The sequence below is a fragment of the Shewanella aegiceratis genome, assembly GCF_019457495.1.
Lineage (GTDB): Bacteria > Pseudomonadota > Gammaproteobacteria > Enterobacterales > Shewanellaceae > Shewanella > Shewanella loihica.
In genome coordinates, this window is sequence record NZ_CP080416.1 from 2,372,334 (window position 1) to 2,391,059 (window position 18,726).

At 56.3% G+C, this 18,726-nt stretch carries 15 protein-coding genes and 1 riboswitch; of the genes, 2 read left to right on the forward strand and 13 right to left on the reverse strand.

Going from position 1 to position 18,726, the window contains the following annotated elements; genetic code table 11:
- Positions 1-11 precede the first annotated feature (11 nt).
- Positions 12-923: a LysR family transcriptional regulator gene (locus tag K0H80_RS10640; protein ID WP_220071539.1), complete on the forward strand. Its 912-nt coding sequence runs from the start codon at positions 12-14 to the stop codon at positions 921-923.
- On the opposite strand, the gene K0H80_RS10645 is transcribed toward K0H80_RS10640, so the two are convergent.
- From K0H80_RS10645 to K0H80_RS10685, 9 genes are all read right to left on the reverse strand, one after another.
- On the reverse strand, positions 900-2,273 hold the full coding sequence (locus K0H80_RS10645; protein ID WP_434086625.1) for a putative metalloprotease CJM1_0395 family protein: 1,374 nt from the start codon (positions 2,271-2,273) through the stop codon (positions 900-902). The two genes, K0H80_RS10640 and K0H80_RS10645, sit on opposite strands and share 24 nt — an antisense overlap.
- A 15-nt stretch (positions 2,274-2,288) precedes the next feature.
- Complete coding sequence (locus tag K0H80_RS10650) at positions 2,289-2,558, reverse strand: hypothetical protein (RefSeq protein ID WP_011865888.1); 270 nt, start codon at positions 2,556-2,558, stop codon at positions 2,289-2,291.
- Between the two features lie 102 nt (positions 2,559-2,660).
- Positions 2,661-3,779, reverse strand: a complete 1,119-nt coding sequence (gene thiH / locus K0H80_RS10655) for a 2-iminoacetate synthase ThiH (protein ID WP_220071541.1) — start codon at positions 3,777-3,779, stop codon at positions 2,661-2,663.
- 4 nt (positions 3,780-3,783) lie between these two features.
- Positions 3,784-4,557 carry a thiazole synthase gene (locus K0H80_RS10660; protein WP_220071542.1) on the reverse strand — a complete coding sequence of 258 codons (774 nt, stop codon included), beginning with the start codon at positions 4,555-4,557 and terminating at the stop codon, positions 3,784-3,786.
- 1 nt (position 4,558) lies between these two features.
- Positions 4,559-4,768: a sulfur carrier protein ThiS gene (thiS, locus tag K0H80_RS10665; RefSeq protein WP_011865891.1), complete on the reverse strand. Its 210-nt coding sequence runs from the start codon at positions 4,766-4,768 to the stop codon at positions 4,559-4,561.
- Positions 4,761-5,609, reverse strand: a complete 849-nt coding sequence (locus tag K0H80_RS10670; RefSeq protein WP_220071543.1) for a HesA/MoeB/ThiF family protein — start codon at positions 5,607-5,609, stop codon at positions 4,761-4,763. The genes thiS and K0H80_RS10670 overlap by 8 nt, the downstream gene beginning before the upstream one ends.
- Positions 5,596-7,317 (reverse strand): bifunctional hydroxymethylpyrimidine kinase/phosphomethylpyrimidine kinase, encoded by a 1,722-nt coding sequence (locus K0H80_RS10675; protein WP_220071544.1) that lies wholly within the window; start codon positions 7,315-7,317, stop codon positions 5,596-5,598. The genes K0H80_RS10670 and K0H80_RS10675 overlap by 14 nt, the downstream gene beginning before the upstream one ends.
- 2 nt (positions 7,318-7,319) lie before the next feature.
- Positions 7,320-9,341 (reverse strand): phosphomethylpyrimidine synthase ThiC, encoded by a 2,022-nt coding sequence (gene thiC, locus K0H80_RS10680; RefSeq protein WP_220071545.1) that lies wholly within the window; start codon positions 9,339-9,341, stop codon positions 7,320-7,322.
- A 180-nt stretch (positions 9,342-9,521) separates the two neighbouring features.
- Positions 9,522-9,620: riboswitch (TPP riboswitch) on the reverse strand.
- A gap of 147 nt (positions 9,621-9,767) precedes the next feature.
- Positions 9,768-10,673, reverse strand: a complete 906-nt coding sequence (locus K0H80_RS10685; protein WP_220071546.1) for a hypothetical protein — start codon at positions 10,671-10,673, stop codon at positions 9,768-9,770.
- A 517-nt stretch (positions 10,674-11,190) separates the two neighbouring features.
- Here K0H80_RS10685 and trhA point away from each other — a divergent pair.
- Positions 11,191-11,901: a PAQR family membrane homeostasis protein TrhA gene (trhA, locus tag K0H80_RS10690; RefSeq protein WP_258406073.1), complete on the forward strand. Its 711-nt coding sequence runs from the start codon at positions 11,191-11,193 to the stop codon at positions 11,899-11,901.
- Here the strand turns inward: trhA and K0H80_RS10695 are convergent.
- From K0H80_RS10695 to imuA, 4 genes are all read right to left on the reverse strand, one after another.
- Entirely contained in the window at positions 11,875-12,426 is a 552-nt protein-coding gene (locus tag K0H80_RS10695) for a DTW domain-containing protein (RefSeq protein WP_220071547.1), read from the reverse strand. The two genes, trhA and K0H80_RS10695, sit on opposite strands and share 27 nt — an antisense overlap.
- A gap of 166 nt (positions 12,427-12,592) precedes the next feature.
- A complete protein-coding gene (locus tag K0H80_RS10700; RefSeq protein WP_220071548.1) occupies positions 12,593-15,829 on the reverse strand; it encodes an error-prone DNA polymerase in 3,237 nt (1,078 codons plus the stop codon).
- Complete coding sequence (locus K0H80_RS10705) at positions 15,829-17,838, reverse strand: Y-family DNA polymerase (protein WP_220071549.1); 2,010 nt, start codon at positions 17,836-17,838, stop codon at positions 15,829-15,831. Before K0H80_RS10705 ends, K0H80_RS10700 begins: the two co-directional genes overlap by 1 nt.
- On the reverse strand, positions 17,839-18,639 hold the full coding sequence (gene imuA / locus K0H80_RS10710) for a translesion DNA synthesis-associated protein ImuA (protein ID WP_220071550.1): 801 nt from the start codon (positions 18,637-18,639) through the stop codon (positions 17,839-17,841).
- Positions 18,640-18,726 lie beyond the last annotated feature (87 nt).

Genomic DNA, 18,726 nt, shown 5'->3' on the forward strand with positions numbered 1-18,726 from the left:
GAAGGAGCAGCATGAGTCAGGCAAAATCGACCTTCGAGCAGTGGCGCATCCTACAGGCGGTCGTCGACTGTGGTGGCTACGCCCAGGCGGCAGAGAAGCTTAACAAGAGTCAGTCGTCCCTTAACCATGCGGTGGCCAAACTGCAGACCCAGTTGGGGGTCGCCCTGCTGGAAGTAAGAGGACGCAAGGCTTACCTTACCGAGAGCGGCGAGGTGCTACTGCGGCGCTCTCGCCACATCACCCGCTCGGTGAGTGAGCTGGAGCAGTTAGCCAGTAATCTGGAGAAAGGCTGGGAGCCGAGCCTGTTGATCTCCCGCGAGATGATCTATCCCATGGAGCATCTCATCGACGCCTTGGCCGAGTTTGAGCCTCAGGGGCGCGGCACCCGGATCACCATCCTAGATTCGGTGATCAGCGGCAGCGCAGAGCTGGTCGAGTCGGAAGCCGTGGATCTCGCCATCATAGGCGGCGCGCCGCCGAAGGGTCATCTGGCTCAGCCCCTGTGCAACGTCGATTTTCACCTGGTCTGTCACCCTTCTCACCCCTTGGCGAGCATGGAGTTGCCGCTAGACGACCAAACCCTGGCGGAGCAGCTACAGATAGTGATCAAAGATACGGGTCAGATCGCCCGCGGCGAGCTGGGTTGGCTCAAGGCGGAGCGGCGCTGGACAGTAGCCAATTTCCATGAGGCCCTGGTGGTGCTGTCCAAGGGGCTCGGTTTTTGCTGGATCCCCAGTCATCTGATCTGCGATGCCATCAGGGAAGGTCGCCTCACCCGCTTGACGCTCAAGGGCTCGAGTCATCGTCAGGTGCCGCTCAGCCTGGTTATCCCCAACCGCGATAAGCAAGGACCCGCCTCACAGTTGCTTGAGCAGTTGATCCTCAAGAATCACTCTGTCTTAGAGGGAGAAGGCGAAGGATGAGGAAGATGCTGAAGAAGAGTCAGACTCGCCCGCTTGGTAACGCATCGACAGGACTTCAGCGCTAAACAGAAGACCATTGTCCGCCAGGAGCTGGCGACTGATCCGCTCTATCGATTGTGAAGGGCTCTTGTCATCATCCAGCGGTGAGGGGGAATCGATTCTGGCCGCAGAGATCTTGCCCTGATCATCCACACTACCGCTCACCTTAGGCGTCACAGGCTCTGGCAGCTGGCGCTGCTGCTCACTCTTACCGGCATCGATAAGCGGCTTCATCTGCTCAGGGGTGATGCCGCTTTGTTGACGCGTCTTAGCCAGCTCGGCCTTTGCCGAATTCATCTTACGCAGGGCTTCGCTGGCCACCCGGATATCTGCCATCGAAGGGGTCGCGGGCGCCATCGCCGCCGCGTAAACCTGCTTCATCTTATTCAGGGTAGCCAGGGGATCCCCTGGCACCGAGGAGATATCGATCGCCACCTCGCCATCTACCGCATATCGCCTGCCATCGCTCCCCTGCTCATACTTAAAACTTGGGCTGCGCGCGAAGGTGCCCCCAACGCTGGCATGGGCCTGCTCATGGGCTCTCACCTCGGCGTCACGCCTGGACAGCTCTTTTAGCTCGGCTTCCTGACGGGCAAGTTCAGGGTCTTGTGAGCGGCTCTCATCACCTGGTGCGTCCTTTCGCTCTTGCTTATCCGCGAAGGGGTTGTATGCCTCGCCGCGGGTTTCCTCGGCCCCACCAAAGATATCGACTACCGGCTTTTCGCCCTCAATTGAGCTGCCGCGACTAACGTCAACGCCGCCTTGTCCGCCTGCTGTACTCGCATTTGGCTTGCCATTGCTACCTCCCGAACTAGGGGGTAAACCAGAGCCTGCTGCGCTACCTCCCGCATCCGGTAGTGTAGAAGCGCCATCGGCCCCGCCGCCTTTGCTCAAGCCATTGCTAAAACCAGAGCTCGCCGTTTGATTGAGTAGGCCGCCGACTCCGAGCGGCCCGCTGGAGAGGCTATATCCCCCTTGAGTCGACGAACTTCCATTGAAGACAGGACGGCTCATACTTGAGCCGCTTTGCGTTAACAGGCTAGAACTTAAGTGAGCAGAGGTAAGTAGACTGGTTGCACCCGAAGGCGTCGAGGAAACCGCCGTGTTGGCCTTCAGGCTGGCATGTGACGTTTGATGAGAGGCTGCTGGCGTTGAAGCGGAGCTTATGGAACTTGAAGCTGTACTTTGGGAACTTGAAGCCCTATTTGAAGAAGATAAAGAAGCTGCGGAGGATGAGGAAATTGAAGAAGTTAAAACAGAAGAAGACGGCAATGCGCTAAGGCGCATCGCCGTTAAGGATGGCGTAGTCATGGCGCCAGCCACGGCCTACACCTTGATATCTATCACTGTACCTAGGGTTTCGTTTGCGGTCTCTAATACTTCAACCGCGGCTTCCCCTTGGTTTTTCGATTCGATGGCCGAGACCAGGGCCTCAGTTTTATCTGTGGCGTTGACCGGATTGGTCGTCTCTGTGCCGCCAGCTTCACTCACCTGAGGTTGGCTGGGTTTGGCGACATCCACAGTAGCCTGAGTCAGGCCAGACTGGGCGCTCTGCAAGCCGGCCAGACCGGATGAAAAGCTCGATGGTATTTCCATAATTGATGGCCCTTTTTCATGAGTCACAGTTATGGCTAATTATTAATCAAAAGCCAAGCAAAGTACAGCATTACAGAGGGCGCGGCTAACATCTTGAATTGGTTAGCCTGCGCCTATCCAGCCAGCCTCCCAGTCTTTCCAAACTGGGGTAAAGCCACGGCTTCGAAGGACACTGGCAACCTCGGCGGCGCTGCGCTCATCGCTAATCTCAAACTGATCTAGCTGAGTCGCCGGATTGACATAGCCACCCGGTTCGGTGCGACTGCCCGCGCTCATCTGGGTAATGCCGAGCCCTAACAGGTTATCTCTCAAACTAGGCGTCTCCCGGGTCGACAGGCTGATCTCAAGCTGCTCATTGAAGAGACGAAAGGCGCAGATGAGTTGCACTAGGCCCTTGTCGGTCAACTGCACCTTGGGCGTGATACCGCCGACGCAGGGCCTGAGCCTGGGCAAGGATATGCTGTAACGACTGCGCCAGAAGCGGCGCTCGAGATAATCCAGGTGATAGCCCATCAAGAGCGCGTCCATGCGCCAATCATCGAGACCCAGCAGCACCCCTAGGCCAATCTTATCCACGCCCGCCTGTGCGATCCGCTCCGGCGATTCGAGACGATAGCCATAGTCCTGCTTATTGCCCCTCAGGTGATGCTTGCGATAGGTCTCAGGATCGTAGGTTTCCTGATAGAGCATCACGGCATCCAGCCCCTTCTCCACCAATTTGCCATAGTGTTCACGGCTCAGCGGCTGTACCTCCATGGCCACATGGCTAAACTCCGCCTTCACCAAGGGTAAGAGCTCGGCAAAGTAATCTATGCCGACCTTGGTTTCATGCTCGCCAGAAACCAGCAAGATGGAATCGAACCCCTGCGGCTTGATCACCGCCATCTCGGCCGCCAGCTCATCATGGCTGAGCACCTTGCGCTTAATCTTGTTGCTCATGGTAAAACCACAGTAGTCACACTCGTTGGCGCAGAGATTTGAGAGATAGAGCGGCAGATAGAGTCCGATGTTAAGACCAAATCGTTGCCGGGTTAAGGCGGCAGCACGCTGCGCCATCGGCTCTAGGTAGGCTTCGGCGGCAGGCGATAGCAGGGCTAACAGATGACTCAAATTGCCCTGCTCACCCTCGATCGCCGCCTCTACCTGGGTCGGCGTAGTGGAATAGAGCGCCATACGCAACTGCTCGCGAGAGAGTCCACTCAAGGTATCGAAGAAACTCATTGCGTTACTCCGATAAGAAGGCGGTGAGCGCCTGCTGGGGACTGGTACCAATCGCCCTCTGATGCACCTGAGCCAATCCGGCCTCATAGGCCTTACGTCCCGTGGCGACGGCGTCGGCAAAACAGAGCGCCATCTTCACCGGATCGCGGCTGGCGGCAATTGCCGTGTTCACCAGCACGGCACTCGCGCCCATCTCCATCGCCGCCGTCGCCTGAGAGGGTGAGCCGATCCCGGCATCGACCACCACGGGCACATTGGCCTGCTCTATGATGATCTTCAAAAATGCCGCCGTCTCCAGCCCGCGATTGGAGCCTATGGGGCTACCCAGAGGCATCACAGCCGCACAGCCCACAGACTCAAGATTGCGACAGAGCACTGGATCGGCATGCACATAGGGCAACACGGTAAAGCCGCGCTCACACAGCACCTTGGCGGCGTTAAAGGTCTCTATGGGATCCGGCATCAGATACTTAGGATCGGGATGGATCTCAAGTTTTATCCAGGAGGTTCCCAGCACCTCTCGGGCCAGCTCGGCGACGAAGATCGCCTCCTTGGCATTGCGCGCCCCCGAGGTGTTGGGCAGCAGCTTAACGCCGCTCTGGCGTATGGGCGCCAGAATATCATCGAAACCCGCCTTAAGGTCGAGCCGCTTCATCGCCAGTGTCACTAATTGCGAACCGCTGGCCGCCAAGGCCGCCAACATCTGATCAGAGCTGGCAAACTTGCCTGTGCCGGTAAAGAGGCGTGAAGAGAACCGACTATCGCCTATCGTTAACATATTAACCTCCTGCCACTACGCCAAAGAGTTCAATCACATCGCCCGCCTCACATAGGGTCAATGCCCACTGCGACTTGGGGACCACCTCGCCTGCCCGCACCAGGGCCACGCTATCCAGGGCTATCTGCTGGCTCTCCAACATGGACAGCAGACTCGCATTGGCAGCCACCTGTATTAACTGACCATTCAAACTTAAGCTGATCTCACTCATCATTTTCTCCTAAGGCCGATGAACAGGCTAACTCACCGCATGCAGCATAAGCCTTTATATTCGATTCTTTAATTGCCGCACAGACCGAGCACTTGGGATCTCGTCGCAGCGTGAACTTTCGCATCTCACCGGTTAATCCGTCGAACCTATGCAGTACACCTAGACCCGGTAATCCCAGCAATAGTTTTATCGCCAGCAGCACCTGCATCGAGGCCATGGTGCCCACCATGGGCCCAAGAACGCCTATGGTGCTGCAGCTCTCGCTCACCCTAAGTTCGGCCGGAAACAGGCAGTGATAGCAGCCGCTGTCCGGGGATTTGCTCAGATCAAACGCCATCAACTGACCGGCAAAGTGGGCAGCGGCAGCCACCACGTTAGGCGTGCTCAGCGCCACACAGGCGGCATTGACGTGCTGACGGGTGGCAAAGTTGTCGCAGCAATCGAGCACCAGGTCAGCACCTGAAAGCAGAGACTCGGCGTTATCGCCATCCAGACGCACAACCTTGGCCGCTACCTGACCAAAAGCCGATACCTGGCTTTTGTCACCTGTGCCTTTTCCTACCAGCCTATCTCTGGCGACTTCAGCCTTATACTGGCCGCAATCGTCATAGGAAAACAGCAGCTGCCTGGGCAGGTTACTCAGCTCCACCTTGTCATCATCGATCAGGGTTAAGCGGCCGATCCCCGCCGCGCTCAGATACTGGGCGCAGAGCTGTCCCAAACCGCCGACGCCGACTATGGCGACACTTGCTTCCATCAGCCTTTGCTGGCCCAGTTCGTCGACCTCGGGCAACATGATCTGCCGTGAATACTGAATAAATGCCTTATCATCGAGGGACATAGGCGTTCTCCCACGTCCTGGCAAGCTGTGTATAGGCCTCGCCCGGCGAGTCCGCCTGAGTCACCGCGCGCACCACGGCCACCGCCTCAACACCTGTTGCTTTAACCCGCTCCAAACGCGAAGCATCTATGCCGCCTATGGCGACTCTGGGGCAATCGGGCGTCCAAAGCGCGACCACACGAGCGAGCGTACTCAACCCCTGAGGATTGGAAGGCATAGATTTCGTCGGTGTGGGGTAGATATGCCCCAGCGCCAGATAGGAAGGATTAAGCTGACTGGCCAGCGCCAACTCGAACACCCCATGGCTAGAGACGCCTAGGGCTATACCCGCCTCGGCGATTCTATCGAGATCCGCTTCAAAAAGATCTTCCTGTCCAAGATGGATGCCGAAGGCACCATGCTTTAACGCCAGCTGCCAGTGATCGTTGATAAACACCTGAGCATCGTACTTGCGCCCCAGCGCGATAGCCCCTTGGATCTGCGCTTCTAACGCGGCAGCGCCTGCGCCCTCTTCTTGATTGCTAGCTGTTTGGCCATAATCCTCAAGCTTGATCCTCAGCTGCGCCGTGCTTGCACCGGCGGCCAGCACCTGCTCCAAGAGCATCAGGTTATCCACCACGGGATACACCCCAATGGGATGCTTAAGCCTTGGAAAGCTATGCCTTGGGAAGCTAAGCCTTGGAAAACTCAGTATCGAGGAGGCATCTGAAGCGCGATCTGAAGAGCTTAACGAAGTGATGCCAGCAAACTCTGTGATACGGGGAAGCGATACCAGGTCAGAGGGCCAGCCGGTACGCGCCAGTGGTCCGGCACCGGCGCCCAAGGCCTTGGCCGACGCTATCCCTTGGCCCACATAGGTTTTAGCGAGCAGAACAGCGTCGTGAAGCACCAGACCCTGGGCAAGAAAGCTGGCGATCGCCGATGACAAGGTGCAGCCGCTACCGTGATGATTGGGGTTATCGACCCGCTCGCCGCTCAGGCGAAAGCTAGTGTGCTGGTGCAGCGGCGAGGTATGCGCCACCGCATTACAGATAAAGAGATCTTCCGCCTTATCGCTATGCCAGAGCGCGCCCTTGTCACCGCCTGTGATCAGCAGATTACAGGCTAAGCGCCTTGAGAGTGCGCTTGCCTGACTTAATATCTCATTGTTTGTTTTCGCCTCTTCGCCCACTAACTTGCCAAACTCGCTGGCGTTTGGTGTAACAAGGGTAAGCAGCTTAGCGAAGGGACTGAAATCCAACCCGGCAAGGTGCTTGGGCTCAGTTTTGAGCTCAGTTTTGAGCTTAGTTTTGGGCTGGGCAGAGGCTTGAACAGCAGATTCACCAGTCAAGGCATCACCGCAGGAGGCCACCATCACGGGATCCAGAATAATCGGGATAGGCTGGCCATCATCCGTTTTTAGTGGCGCCATATGGGTCACCAGCCAATCGGCGACAAGATTAATCTGACGCTGATTGGCAAGCAGCCCTATCTTGATCGCCCTTGGCGGCAGATCTGCCAGCAAGGTATCGAGCTGAGCGAGCAAGATAGCCTCACTCACAGGCTCGACACCATTAACCGCCACCGAGTTTTGCGCGGTGACGCAGGTGATCACACTGCAACCATGGCAGTCCAGGTCCGTCATGGTCGCAAGATCTGCCTGAATGCCCGCACCGCCCCCGCTGTCTGAACCGGCAATGGTCCAGACGATAGGTTTTTTAGCGGACATGGCTACACCTCTTCTGCTTTTTCGAGAGCAGTACTTTCAAGAGCGGTATTTTCGAGAGAGGCGCTTTCAGCGGCAGGGCTTTGTCTTATCCCACTGTGATAGAGCTCGCTACCACTTCGCTTAAACTGCGCCGACATCTGCGCCATTCCTTGCTGGATCTCCGCCTTTGCCGCGCTAGCAGTAACGTCAAGCTGCTTAACCTCAACCTCCCTCACCTCAATCGCTTGGGCCGCAGCGTATTCGCGCACCTCTTGGGTGATCTTCATCGAGCAGAACTTGGGACCGCACATGGAGCAGAAATGGGCTACCTTGGCCGACTCCTGAGGAAGTGATTCGTCGTGATACGCCCTGGCGGTGTCGGGATCCAGTCCCAGGTTGTATTGATCTTCCCAGCGGAACTCGAACCTCGCCTTAGACAAGGCGTTGTCGCGGATCTGCGCGCCGGGATGGCCCTTGGCCACATCGCCGGCATGGGCGGCAATCTTATAGGCGATCAGCCCCTGCTTCACATCTTCCTTGTTTGGCAGACCAAGATGCTCCTTGGGTGTCACGTAGCAGAGCATGGCGCAGCCATACCAGGCGATCATCGCCGCCCCTATGCCTGAGGTGAAGTGATCATAACCTGGAGCAACGTCGGTGGTCTGAGGGCCTAGGGTATAAAACGGTGCCTCGTCACACAGCTCGAGCTGCTTATCCATGTTCTCCTTGATCAGCTGCATCGGAATATGACCCGGCCCTTCGATGATGGTCTGCACGTCATACTGCCAAGCCTTCTTAACCAGCTCGCCTAAGGTTTCCAGCTCGGCAAACTGCGCCTCATCGTTGGCATCGGCGATGGAACCTGGTCGCATGCCATCCCCCAGCGAGAGGGAGACATCGTAGGCGGCGCACAGCTGGCAGATCTCATCGAAGTGCTCATAGAGGAAGTTTTCCTTGTGGTGAGAGAGGCACCACTTGGCCATGATGGAACCGCCACGAGAGACTATGCCTGTGAGGCGCTTGGCCGTCATGGGCACATAACGCAGGAGCACACCGGCGTGAATGGTAAAATAATCCACCCCCTGCTCCGCCTGCTCAATCAGGGTATCTCTGAAGATCTCCCAGGTGAGATCTTCGGCGACGCCATTGACCTTCTCCAGCGCCTGATAGATTGGCACAGTCCCGATGGGCACCGGCGAGTTACGTATGATCCACTCGCGGGTCTCGTGGATATAACGACCGGTCGAGAGATCCATCACTGTATCCGCGCCCCAACGGGTGGCCCACACCAGCTTCTCCACCTCCTCTTCGATAGACGAAGTGACCGCCGAGTTACCTATGTTGGCGTTGACCTTCACCAGGAAGTTTCGGCCGATGATCATAGGTTCGGCCTCGGGGTGGTTGATGTTAAGCGGTAAGATTGCCCGGCCCGCCGCCAGCTCCTGACGCACAAACTCAGGCGTGATCGGCTCACCTAGCATGGCACCGAAACTCTCACCCGGGGCGCGCTGATTGAGCACCTCGTCGGTCACTTTCTCGCGAGCCATGTTCTCACGCAGGGCCACATACTCCATCTCTGGGGTGATGATACCGCGTCTGGCGTAGTGCATCTGAGTCACCACCTTGCCTTCAAGGGCGCGTCTTGGCTTGGGCAGCTGCTCAAACCTCAGATGATCCAGCCCCTCATCGGCTAGACGCTGCTGAGTGAAACCTGAGCTGACCTGCTCGAGTTCCTGGGTATCGCCACGCTCAGCGATCCACTCGCTGCGCAGCTTAACAAGACCACGACGTACATCGATATCGGCCTCGGGATCTGAATAGGGCCCGGCGCAGTCATAGACTGTGATGGGGGTATTCTTTTCATAGACAGGCGCCTCAGCCGTGCCGCCAATCAGGGTGTCTGACTGAAAGATCTGCCGCATAGCGACCTTGAGATCTGGCCTGCTGCCGCTGAGATAAAATTTCTGCGAATTGGGATGTTGTAAGGGCTTGAGGTTATCGATAAAGGCCTGGGCCTCTGCTCGCATTTCGCGACGTGTTGACATAAGCAATCTCACTATAGGGTTAGATGAAGTTGCTTGTCTGGAGAAGTTTGGCGTTGAGGGCATTGAACCAGGCTAACGAATGGTCTGATTCAAAAATATGCTGGGTGTCACTGGGATTGCGCTCGCCAAATTTGCGGCGATTTTAATCCCATTAGCCGATAAAATACGGCGGGACACTAAGGTCATATTATGCTTGTTTCCTTCGCAGGGACTAACCTGATCAGGTTCAACGGATCCCGAATAAACGGTCTCAGCCTAATGGCACTCCGACAAGAGGGGCTCAGTATAGACATAAGGGAGTGAGGGTGGCAAGCCCCTTCAAATGAATGCTTGCATCAAATTAATCGACACACATAATAAATAAAAATCAAACATTTATATAAAATTTAAAGCATAGTGTTAATTTAAGCCTGAAAATATATCACACTAGTTTTTATCTTTAATCTCTACTCCCATCATACTCAGATGCTTATCAAGGGAGTCTTTAATCGCCTGTTTCACCTTATCGCCACCACACTTAAAGGGGAAGCCTAAGTTTTCCCCGTGGGGGTTAATTGGTGTCGCCACACTCACCACGCGATAACAGGTATCCCCTATCTTGACGATGCGATTGGGATCCACCTTGCTGTCTAAGGTGATTGCCGTCTCATACTCGTTCTCCTTAGGCAGGGCTAACACCCTCATCTTGCCATCCATCTCGCTCATCGACTTTTTCTGGGTGGCCTTGTCGGCGGCGTGCTCAACTAGCTTATCCAGCTGTGCCTGCCTGTATCTCGCCATATAATCGCCAGTTGCAGCGCTTACCGCTCCCGAGTCTGCTGCCGCGCTGCTCTCCAGATTAAGACCTTTCGCACCATCGAAGGAGAATGCTTCATTCTCTTTCTGAGTATCAGCGGGAGCCTCGATTTTAGAGACGATGTTAGACTCGGAGGGATCAACTGCAGGCTCAAGGGCAGGCTCAACACTTGTTTGGACAACATTAGGCTGGAAACGAGTAACTTGAGTCGCTGACGTCCCCTTCTCAGGACTCGGCTTAATCGGCACCGCACTTTGCTGAGTGAAAATCGGCGCCGGATTGTTCTCTGTCACTTCAACCCTTTGATTAAGCGTATCTTGCTTTGGCTCGCTCGTCAGAAGTGCTTTTACTGGTACCTCGGCAGGGCGAGATTTGGCCTTCATGGCATCAAACTCTGCCTGAGTCAGCATATAGGCGCTGATGGCCTTCTTGCCTTGCTTAATTGAACCCTGAGCCAGGTATGGCCCCTTAAACTGCCAACTCAGCAGGGCCAGCAATGCAAGGTGCGCCAGCAAGACAACCAAGAAGATAAACAACTCTCTCCAGCCAATCCTTGCAGCTAGAGCGATAGAAAGTGGGCCTTCAAGAGGTGCGCTAGGAACAAGCTCCTTAAGCGAAAGTTCCTCAAGCGAAAGCTCCTTAACCAAAAGCTCCTCAGCATGAGCGCCTTGGTCGGCGTGATCTCTCGCTAAAGGCTCTCTTGCTAATGGATCGTTGGCTAGATGGATGAAGGCTAATTGCTCGACATCATTATCAAGATTGAAGTTAAAATTTAAATTGATATCGAGCCTGTTAGATTGGCTATCCTTAGGGGGCACTCGCAATAGCAACTCATTCTTTCCTTAGAAAACTTAGCATTTTAGAGAAGAAGAGAAGCTTTTAGTTCAACCAAGGATAGATGGTGGACAGTCTGAAATTTAAAAAGCAATAAATACAATTACTAACAAAACAAAATCCGAATTAGGCGTACACATGTACGCTTAACTGTTTCTTTTGCACCAGCATGCTGTTAGACTCACCATTAACGAGGTCTAACCAGTTTTAGAGAGTCTAATGCCACCACAGTCCCTGCCGCCACAAACCATACAGCCCCAAGAGATCGGCCTGAATAGTCAGCCCAGCTTTGCTGCTACGGCCGCTCCCTATAGCCGCGCAGAAGAGCTGGCAAACGCCCTCAGCCATGGCCTGGGTGTGATTGCAGGTATTCTGGCGCTAGCGTTTTCACTGCATAAGGGATGGGACAGGCTCACCGATCTTCAACTGGGCGGATTGGCACTCTATTGTTTGAGCATCATACTCCTGTTTCTCTGCTCAACGCTCTATCACAGCGTCTCGGCACCTAAGTTAAAGCATAAACTCAAGATAGCCGATCACTGCGCCATCTATCTGTTGATCGCCGGCACCTACACGCCGCTGATGCAGATCCTGCTCGACAGTGTCGAGGCCGATGCCATTCTCATCGCCATCTGGAGTCTGGCCCTAGGCGGGATCCTGTTCAAGACGCTGTTTATTCATCGCTTCAAGATCTTTAGCCTGGTACTCTATCTGGTGATGGGTTGGTTGTGTGTCATAGTTATGAAGCAGCTGCTTGCAGCCATGAGTCCACTAGGGTTTAAGCTCCTCTTGGCTGGCGGAATTTTTTACAGCGTCGGGGTGATCTTCTATGTGGGTAAACGCATTCCCTATAATCACGCCATCTGGCATCTGTTTGTCCTCGCCGGCGCCCTCAGCCACTTCCTATGCGTCTACCTGACGGTGATCTAACATAAAGAGATCAAACGCCTCATCGAGCTGCTGTGCCTCCTGGCTCATCCCTAAGCTGTGCATCAGGCTGATGATGCACTCTATGGTGCACAAGCCTTGAGATAATTGATTTCGCCTCAGACGATAACGTGACGGCTCGCTCTCCTGTAGCGTCAACCTTCTCGCCGCTTGCAGATAGGGGCTCTGACGCATCATCTTTCTGGCCTCCTTCCAGGTGGCATCGAGAATGATCACCTGACGCATGCCCTGCTCTTCATCTATTTTGGCTAGGAGTTGCTCGAGCGTGCTAACCTGATTCACGCTCGAGCCCATTCTCGAACCTGAGTCCGTTTCGTCTGTGTCGTACTCCTTTGGAAAGAGCAGCAGAGCTTCACCCAATTCACAGGCCTGTTTCAACACCTCATCGGGCGTAACCCGCGACCAGAGCACACGGCTACACAGCTCAGGGAATGCGGCTAACGCCAACTGGCCTGTGTTACTGGGACGATCGTACTCCCGCTCGTGTGTTAGCAAGACAAACTTCACCCTATCTCTCCCGGTCATTTTGCTGGTATTTGGAGCCTAAACTCACGCCTATCGGTAAACCAAAGGCGATGAGTATACCTCATAGGGCTAGAACGAGGATAATGACAGGGACAATCCTTGATGGCCTGTTATAGCTTGCCAGGGTGGCATCATTAACACGCGGCCACTAACGAAAATCCCGCGAACTCGATTCAAAATCATTCACCAGAGCCGATAGATCGTCCAGCCTACCCGCGATAACATGTGACACGCCAGACTGGGTCTCAAGCACCCCGGTTACCTTTAAAATTTTTGATGTTAAAAATGGCTGACGCTGCGCCCTGGCCGTGGCGCTCCAGACGATCACATTGATGTTGCCCGTCTCATCTTCTAAGGTCACGAAGGTGACCCCAGAGGCGGTACCGGGACGCTGACGCCCCACCACCACGCCCGCCACATGCACAAGCTGCCCATGACGACAATCGGCTAACTCACTGGCACGGCGACAGCCCACAAATGGCGCCAACCCTCTTAGCTGAGCCATCACATGGCGCCCCAGGCTGAGCCCCAGATGGCGATAGTCGCTCTGCATGGCAGCCATCTCACTTGGGGGCGGCAACACCACCTCACTGGCGACAGCTGGTAAGTCATCGAACAGCGGAAGACTCGGCTGATAGGCGCTGAGTTGCCAGCGCGCCTGATACCTATGCCCGGCCAGCGTCAACAGGGCATCGGCACTGGCCAGTAATGTCAGACAGCCCTGAGACAAACCTAGCTCATAGAGCTGCTCGGCCCGGGTAAAGCCGCCTTCGGGTCGCGCCGCGATAAGGGTCTTGATCTCCTCCAGCCAGAGTCCCTTCACTTGCCTAAAGCCCAGGCGTATCGCAGGCTGCTCAGCCTCCAGCAGAGGCACCAAGCTATTATCCCAGTCACTGTGATTGACACATACCGGCAGCACCATGACGTCGTGGCGCTGCACATCCTGAATAAGCTGCGACGGGCTATAGAAACCCATGGGTTGGCTGTTAAGCAAGGCGCAGCAGAAGGCCGCCGGATAATGATGTTTAAGATAGGCCGACACATAGGCCAGCAGGGCAAAGCTGGCCGAATGCGACTCGGGAAAGCCATACTCGCCAAAGCCTTTGATCTGCCTGTAGATCTGCTCGGCGAATGTTTGGCTGTACCCCCGCGCCGCCATCCCCTGAAGCAGTTTAACCTCAAACTTTTCAAGCTCACCGGTACGCTTCCAGCTCGCCATCGCCCGGCGCAGCTGATCCGCCTCGCCGCCACTGAACCCCGCAGCCACCATAGCCAGCTGGATCACCTGCTCCTGAAAGATAGGTACCCCCATGGTACGGGACAGCACGGACTCGACCGCCGGGCTGGGATATTCTACCGCCTCCAGGCCATCCCGCCGCCTCAGATAGGGATGCACCATATCCCCCTGAATAGGCCCTGGCCTAACAATGGCGATCTGCACCACCAGATCGTAATAACAGGCTGGCTTCAGCCTTGGCAGCATGGCGCTCTGCGCCCGTGATTCGACCTGAAACACCCCTATGCTGTCGCCCGCCTGCAACATGTGATAGACCCCGGCCTCCTCCCATGCCACATCGGCCATGGAAAAGGCTTTCTCTGGGCCGCTCAGCAAGGCGAAGGTCTTACGGATCGCCGTCAGCATCCCCAGGGCCAGAATATCCACCTTTAACAGCCCCAGGCTCTCCAGGTCATCCTTATCCCACTGGATCACGGTGCGATCCGCCATGGCCGCATTTTCAATGGGTACCAGCTCAGACAAGGGCCCTGCCGAGATGATAAAGCCTCCCACGTGCTGAGACAGATGGCGGGGAAAACCGATCAGCGTCTGCACCAAGGGCAGCAACATGCGCCCGCGCCCAGCCTCTGGCAGCATGGCGGCAAGCTGAGCCGTCCAGTGATGCTTGGGATCCCGGCGATCGATATTCTTTATCATCAGGGCTACCTGCTCGGCATCTATCCCCAGCGCCTTGCCCACATCCCCCATGGCACTCTTGAAGCGATAGCAGATCACCGCCGCGGCCAGCGCCGTACGCTCACGACCATATTTGCGGTAGATATACTGAATCACCTCCTCGCGCCGCTCATGCTCGAAGTCCACATCTATATCCGGCGGCTCGTTACGCTCCTTGGAGATGAAGCGCTCGAATAACATGTTGATCTTGGTGGGATCCACTTCTGTGATCCCCAGGCAATAACAGACTACCGAGTTGGCCGCCGAGCCCCTTCCCTGATAGAGGATCTGCTGAGACTTGGCGAAACAGACGATGTCATAGATGGTCAGGAAGAAATACTCATAGGCCATCGCCGCGATCAGCTCTAGCTCCTTCTCATACTGCGCCTTCACCCTATCGGGCACCCCATTAGGAAAGCGGCGTTTAGCACCTTCACGCACCGCCTGCGCCAGATAGTCGCTGGCCTGCATGCCGGCGGGCACCACCTCGGCCGGGTACTCATACTTGAGCTCATCCAGAGAGAAGTGGCAGCGACGGGCCAGGGCCAGGCCGTTATCGATCCACTCCTGAGGATAACGTTTACGCTGCGCCGCAATCGGCTTGAGGCTGGCCTCGGCGTTGATGGAGCATAGCGCCGCGCCGCTGTCGAGATCCCGCCCATGGGCGATACAGGTTAAAATATCCAGCAGCGGCTGACGCGCAGCCTCGTGCATGCGCACACCACCAGCCGCCACGCAAGGAATGTTCTGTGCCTGACTCAGCCATTGCCACTGCTGCAGATTAAGGGCCTCTCCCGGCAGTAAGAGCCGCTCCATCAACAGATGCAGACGATCCGGGAAGGCTACAACCAGCCGTGAGGCGATGCTCGCTATGTGCTCGCGATAACGAGACAACAGATTAGGCTCATCGCTTTGTGCCGCACTCCCCTTTGCCGTATCGCCCCCAGCCATCTCACTCTCTGCCGTATCGTTTACGGCCAAGCCACTCCTTGCATCATCACTCCTTGCCTCATCTCTCCTTGCCTCGCCAGCCTGCCTGAACTGCGCCAGCGTGGGCGGGCGCCACAGCAGTTGGCTCTGCTGCTGAGCCAAGATTGCCTCCAGGCTCACCCGGTACTCTCCCTTGCCCTGACTTCGCCTGGCGTTGGTGATCAGGGCACTGATCTCACCATAAGCCAAACGGCAAGGCGCCAGCAGCACGAACAGCCCCTCGTCGAGATGAAACTCGGCGCCCAGGATCAGCTTAAGATCGCAGCGCTTGGCCGCCTCATGGGCCTTGACCACACCGGCAAAGGAGCATTCGTCAGTCAGCGCCAATGCCTGATAACCAAGGCACTTGGCCTGCTCCACCAGCTCGTGAGGATGGGAAGCCCCGCGCAAGAAGCTGTAGTTCGAGAGGACGTGCAACTCGGCGTACTGTAATTCGCTGTACATTAGCCAAACCACCCCTGTAGGAATAACCCCTCTGGCGAGCGAAATACCCAGCAGAGCCCCCCCTGATGCATACGGGCAAGGTAATAATCCCGCGGCGAGGCCGTCGACCAGGGACTATGCAGCCGCTCCGGCCCCTTGAGGAGGCTCACCGACTCCGGCGCCAACGGTTCGGGCTGGCGCAGTAACCAATTAGGGCGGATGCGGCCATCGCACAGGCCATGAAACAGATCTGTAAACAAGGTCGCCTCCTCGCTCAGCGCCCGAGTCTTTCCCTGATAGCTGGCCCTCGGCTCGGCGCACCGATCATACGCTTGGCGCTCAAGCGCTTGGCTTTCAAACTTTTGGCAGGAAGCACCTCGAGTAGAAACGCTTTGACTAGAAATACTTTGACGAGAAGTGCTTTGACGGGAAGTGCTTTGAGAAACAGCTTGATTCGATCGCTTGCCCCCCTGAGCACCCGAGCGGCTTTGAGAAACTCGGCTCTGAGAAAGCGAGCGGCTCTGCCAGCTCAGCTCCGGCAGATGGTGACTGCAGTGCTCAAGTCCCTTGACCTTATCCGCGCCTAGACGCGCCTCAAGCAGTGAGAGCAGGCGCATGCTGGCATCACTCTTACCCTCGCCCTGCCACCAATTGGATGTCTGCACCAATAGCGGCACCAGGGTATCGGCCTGAATAGCCAGACTGATCACCGGCGCCGCCAGGGTGAGGCTCTCTAGCTGCACACGGCAGAGTTTAAGTAAGGCATCCCCCCTATGCTCGGCGAATGGATAACGGATCTCGCAGCGCAGTGGCGCCAGACTCAAGTCGCGAAACACTAAGGTTAATGACAGGGCCAGCACCGCCTGCTGACGCTGCACCAGATAGGCCGATAGGGTTGCTAGCATGCGCCCGAGGGGAAAGGCCAAGCCTTCGAGGTGGCTCACCTCATAGAGCAATTCAAGCTTATGGCGATAAGACTCTGGCATCAGGTAAAACTCATGCACCTGAGGCAGCTGCCCCTTGAGCTGAGCCAGCAGGGTTAAGACACTCTCGCCAAAGCGCTCACCAAGCTCCTTGAGGGGCAAGGCGAGCAGCGCCTGCACCTGAGTCAGCCCCATGTTCTCGCAGGCCTGCAGCACATGCTCAGGCAGTGGCAAGATAGAGAGCGGCAGGGGCGCGATCTGCTCGAGAGCCATCTGAGGTAAATTCACCGAATACGCGCCTGTCCGATCATCTATCGATTGCGCTTGGGGTTCTACTCCTTGGGCTTCCTTCTCACTTGCCGATTCTCTATCTTCTCGTTTGGCGAGATATGTGGGTGCTGTGGCACCTATTTCCGACTCTAAGCTCCCTGACTCAAAGTTCCCTCGCTTAGAGTTCCCTTGCTCAGAGATCCCTAACTTAGTGCACCTAGACTCGCGAGCTTCTTCCGGATTCCTCTTGTTATCACAGGTGACATCTGCAGGCAGAGTGAGCGGCAGATACCTGGCTCCCAGCTGAGCCAGCAGTGCATTCTCCCCCAGGGCAAATTGACACTCGAGGCCATAGCCTTGGGCGCTCTTCCGATATTGGCTAATGAGCCTGTCCAGACCGCCGAAGATCTTTGCCATGGAGCCCACCTCCAGCAGCAGGGTGTCTGTCACACTCGGCGTACCAGTGGGTTTACTTGCTTTATGTGGCTTACTCGGCTGAACCACCTTATCTAGCCTATGCTGCTGGGCCTGTTCAAACGGGCAGACAGGCGGCACGACCCTGGCACTGTAGCCATAGCTCCACTGGCACAACCAATGGCTGGCCTCCTGACTCAAGGAGGGGTCATAGGCCAGCAGTTGCAGCGATGGACTGAGCGTCTGGGCGGTAGCCAGGCTCTGCCCCGGCTCCACGCCCAGCTTAGCCGCAGCACTCGATGCGATCAGGATCTGACTCGACTGACGCTCAAATAGGGCCAGCTCGCCGCCTTGGGGCAAGCCTTGATGATAGCTTTGATACTGGAGTAACCAGTGGGGAAAATAGACCGCCAGCCACAACATCTACGCACTCCAGGGACCTTGTAAGATCTGACCGCTCTGCTGCTTATCCAGCTCATTTTCCAATCTCTTATCCTGCTCCTGCTGTTTAGTCACATCGAGCATCAGACTCTGGGCCAGCAACTCAGGTAGCAGGGATAAGGAGAAGCGCGGCGCCGGCCAGCCCCCACGGCGCTTTAGAATATCCACCTGGGTCTCGAGAAGCCTAGCACTCCCCGTTTCTGTATTGGTTTCTGTGCTGGGTTGCAAGGCGATCCGCAGTGGCACGGGATGAGCCTGATCCTTGACCTTGCTTGGCAGATAACAGAGACACAGGCTCTCACCCTTCTCGCAGGCAAGCTGCAAGCGCCTGGCCTGACTGACACTGAGCTCCTCGAGCCAACATAAGACCAGGGGTGAGGCGCCGCTGGTTAAGATCTGCTCGAGCGCCCAAAGCTGTTCCTTAGGCGTCTGAGTATCGACCCACAGGAGACGGCTGACATCTATCCCCTGCATCGCCAGCGACTGGGGATAAGGCACGTGAGGCGGCGCCACCAGACTCACCAACCCGGCAGAACTTCCCTCTCTCGATTGCCTAGGGATCAGACGGCGCATCAGAGGCAGCGCCAGGCTCAGCTCGCCGATCCCTTCGCTGGAGCAGAAGATCTCGCACAGCCCCTGACTGGGCCAGCCCCCCTGTCCCAGATGACGATTAAGCTCGGGATAGCCGCTATCCAGCCCCATCTGCTGGGGATGATAGGCATCGCCGCGCCAGAGATCGCTGCGCTGGAGTAAACGTTCAAGTTGAAGATCTGCCAAGGCCATGATGCACCCGCTCTCATTCAGTTCGGTTAAGCGCCCCTCGGAAATCGGACTATAGGCTTAGACCTGACTTAAGCTATCGCCATGCCT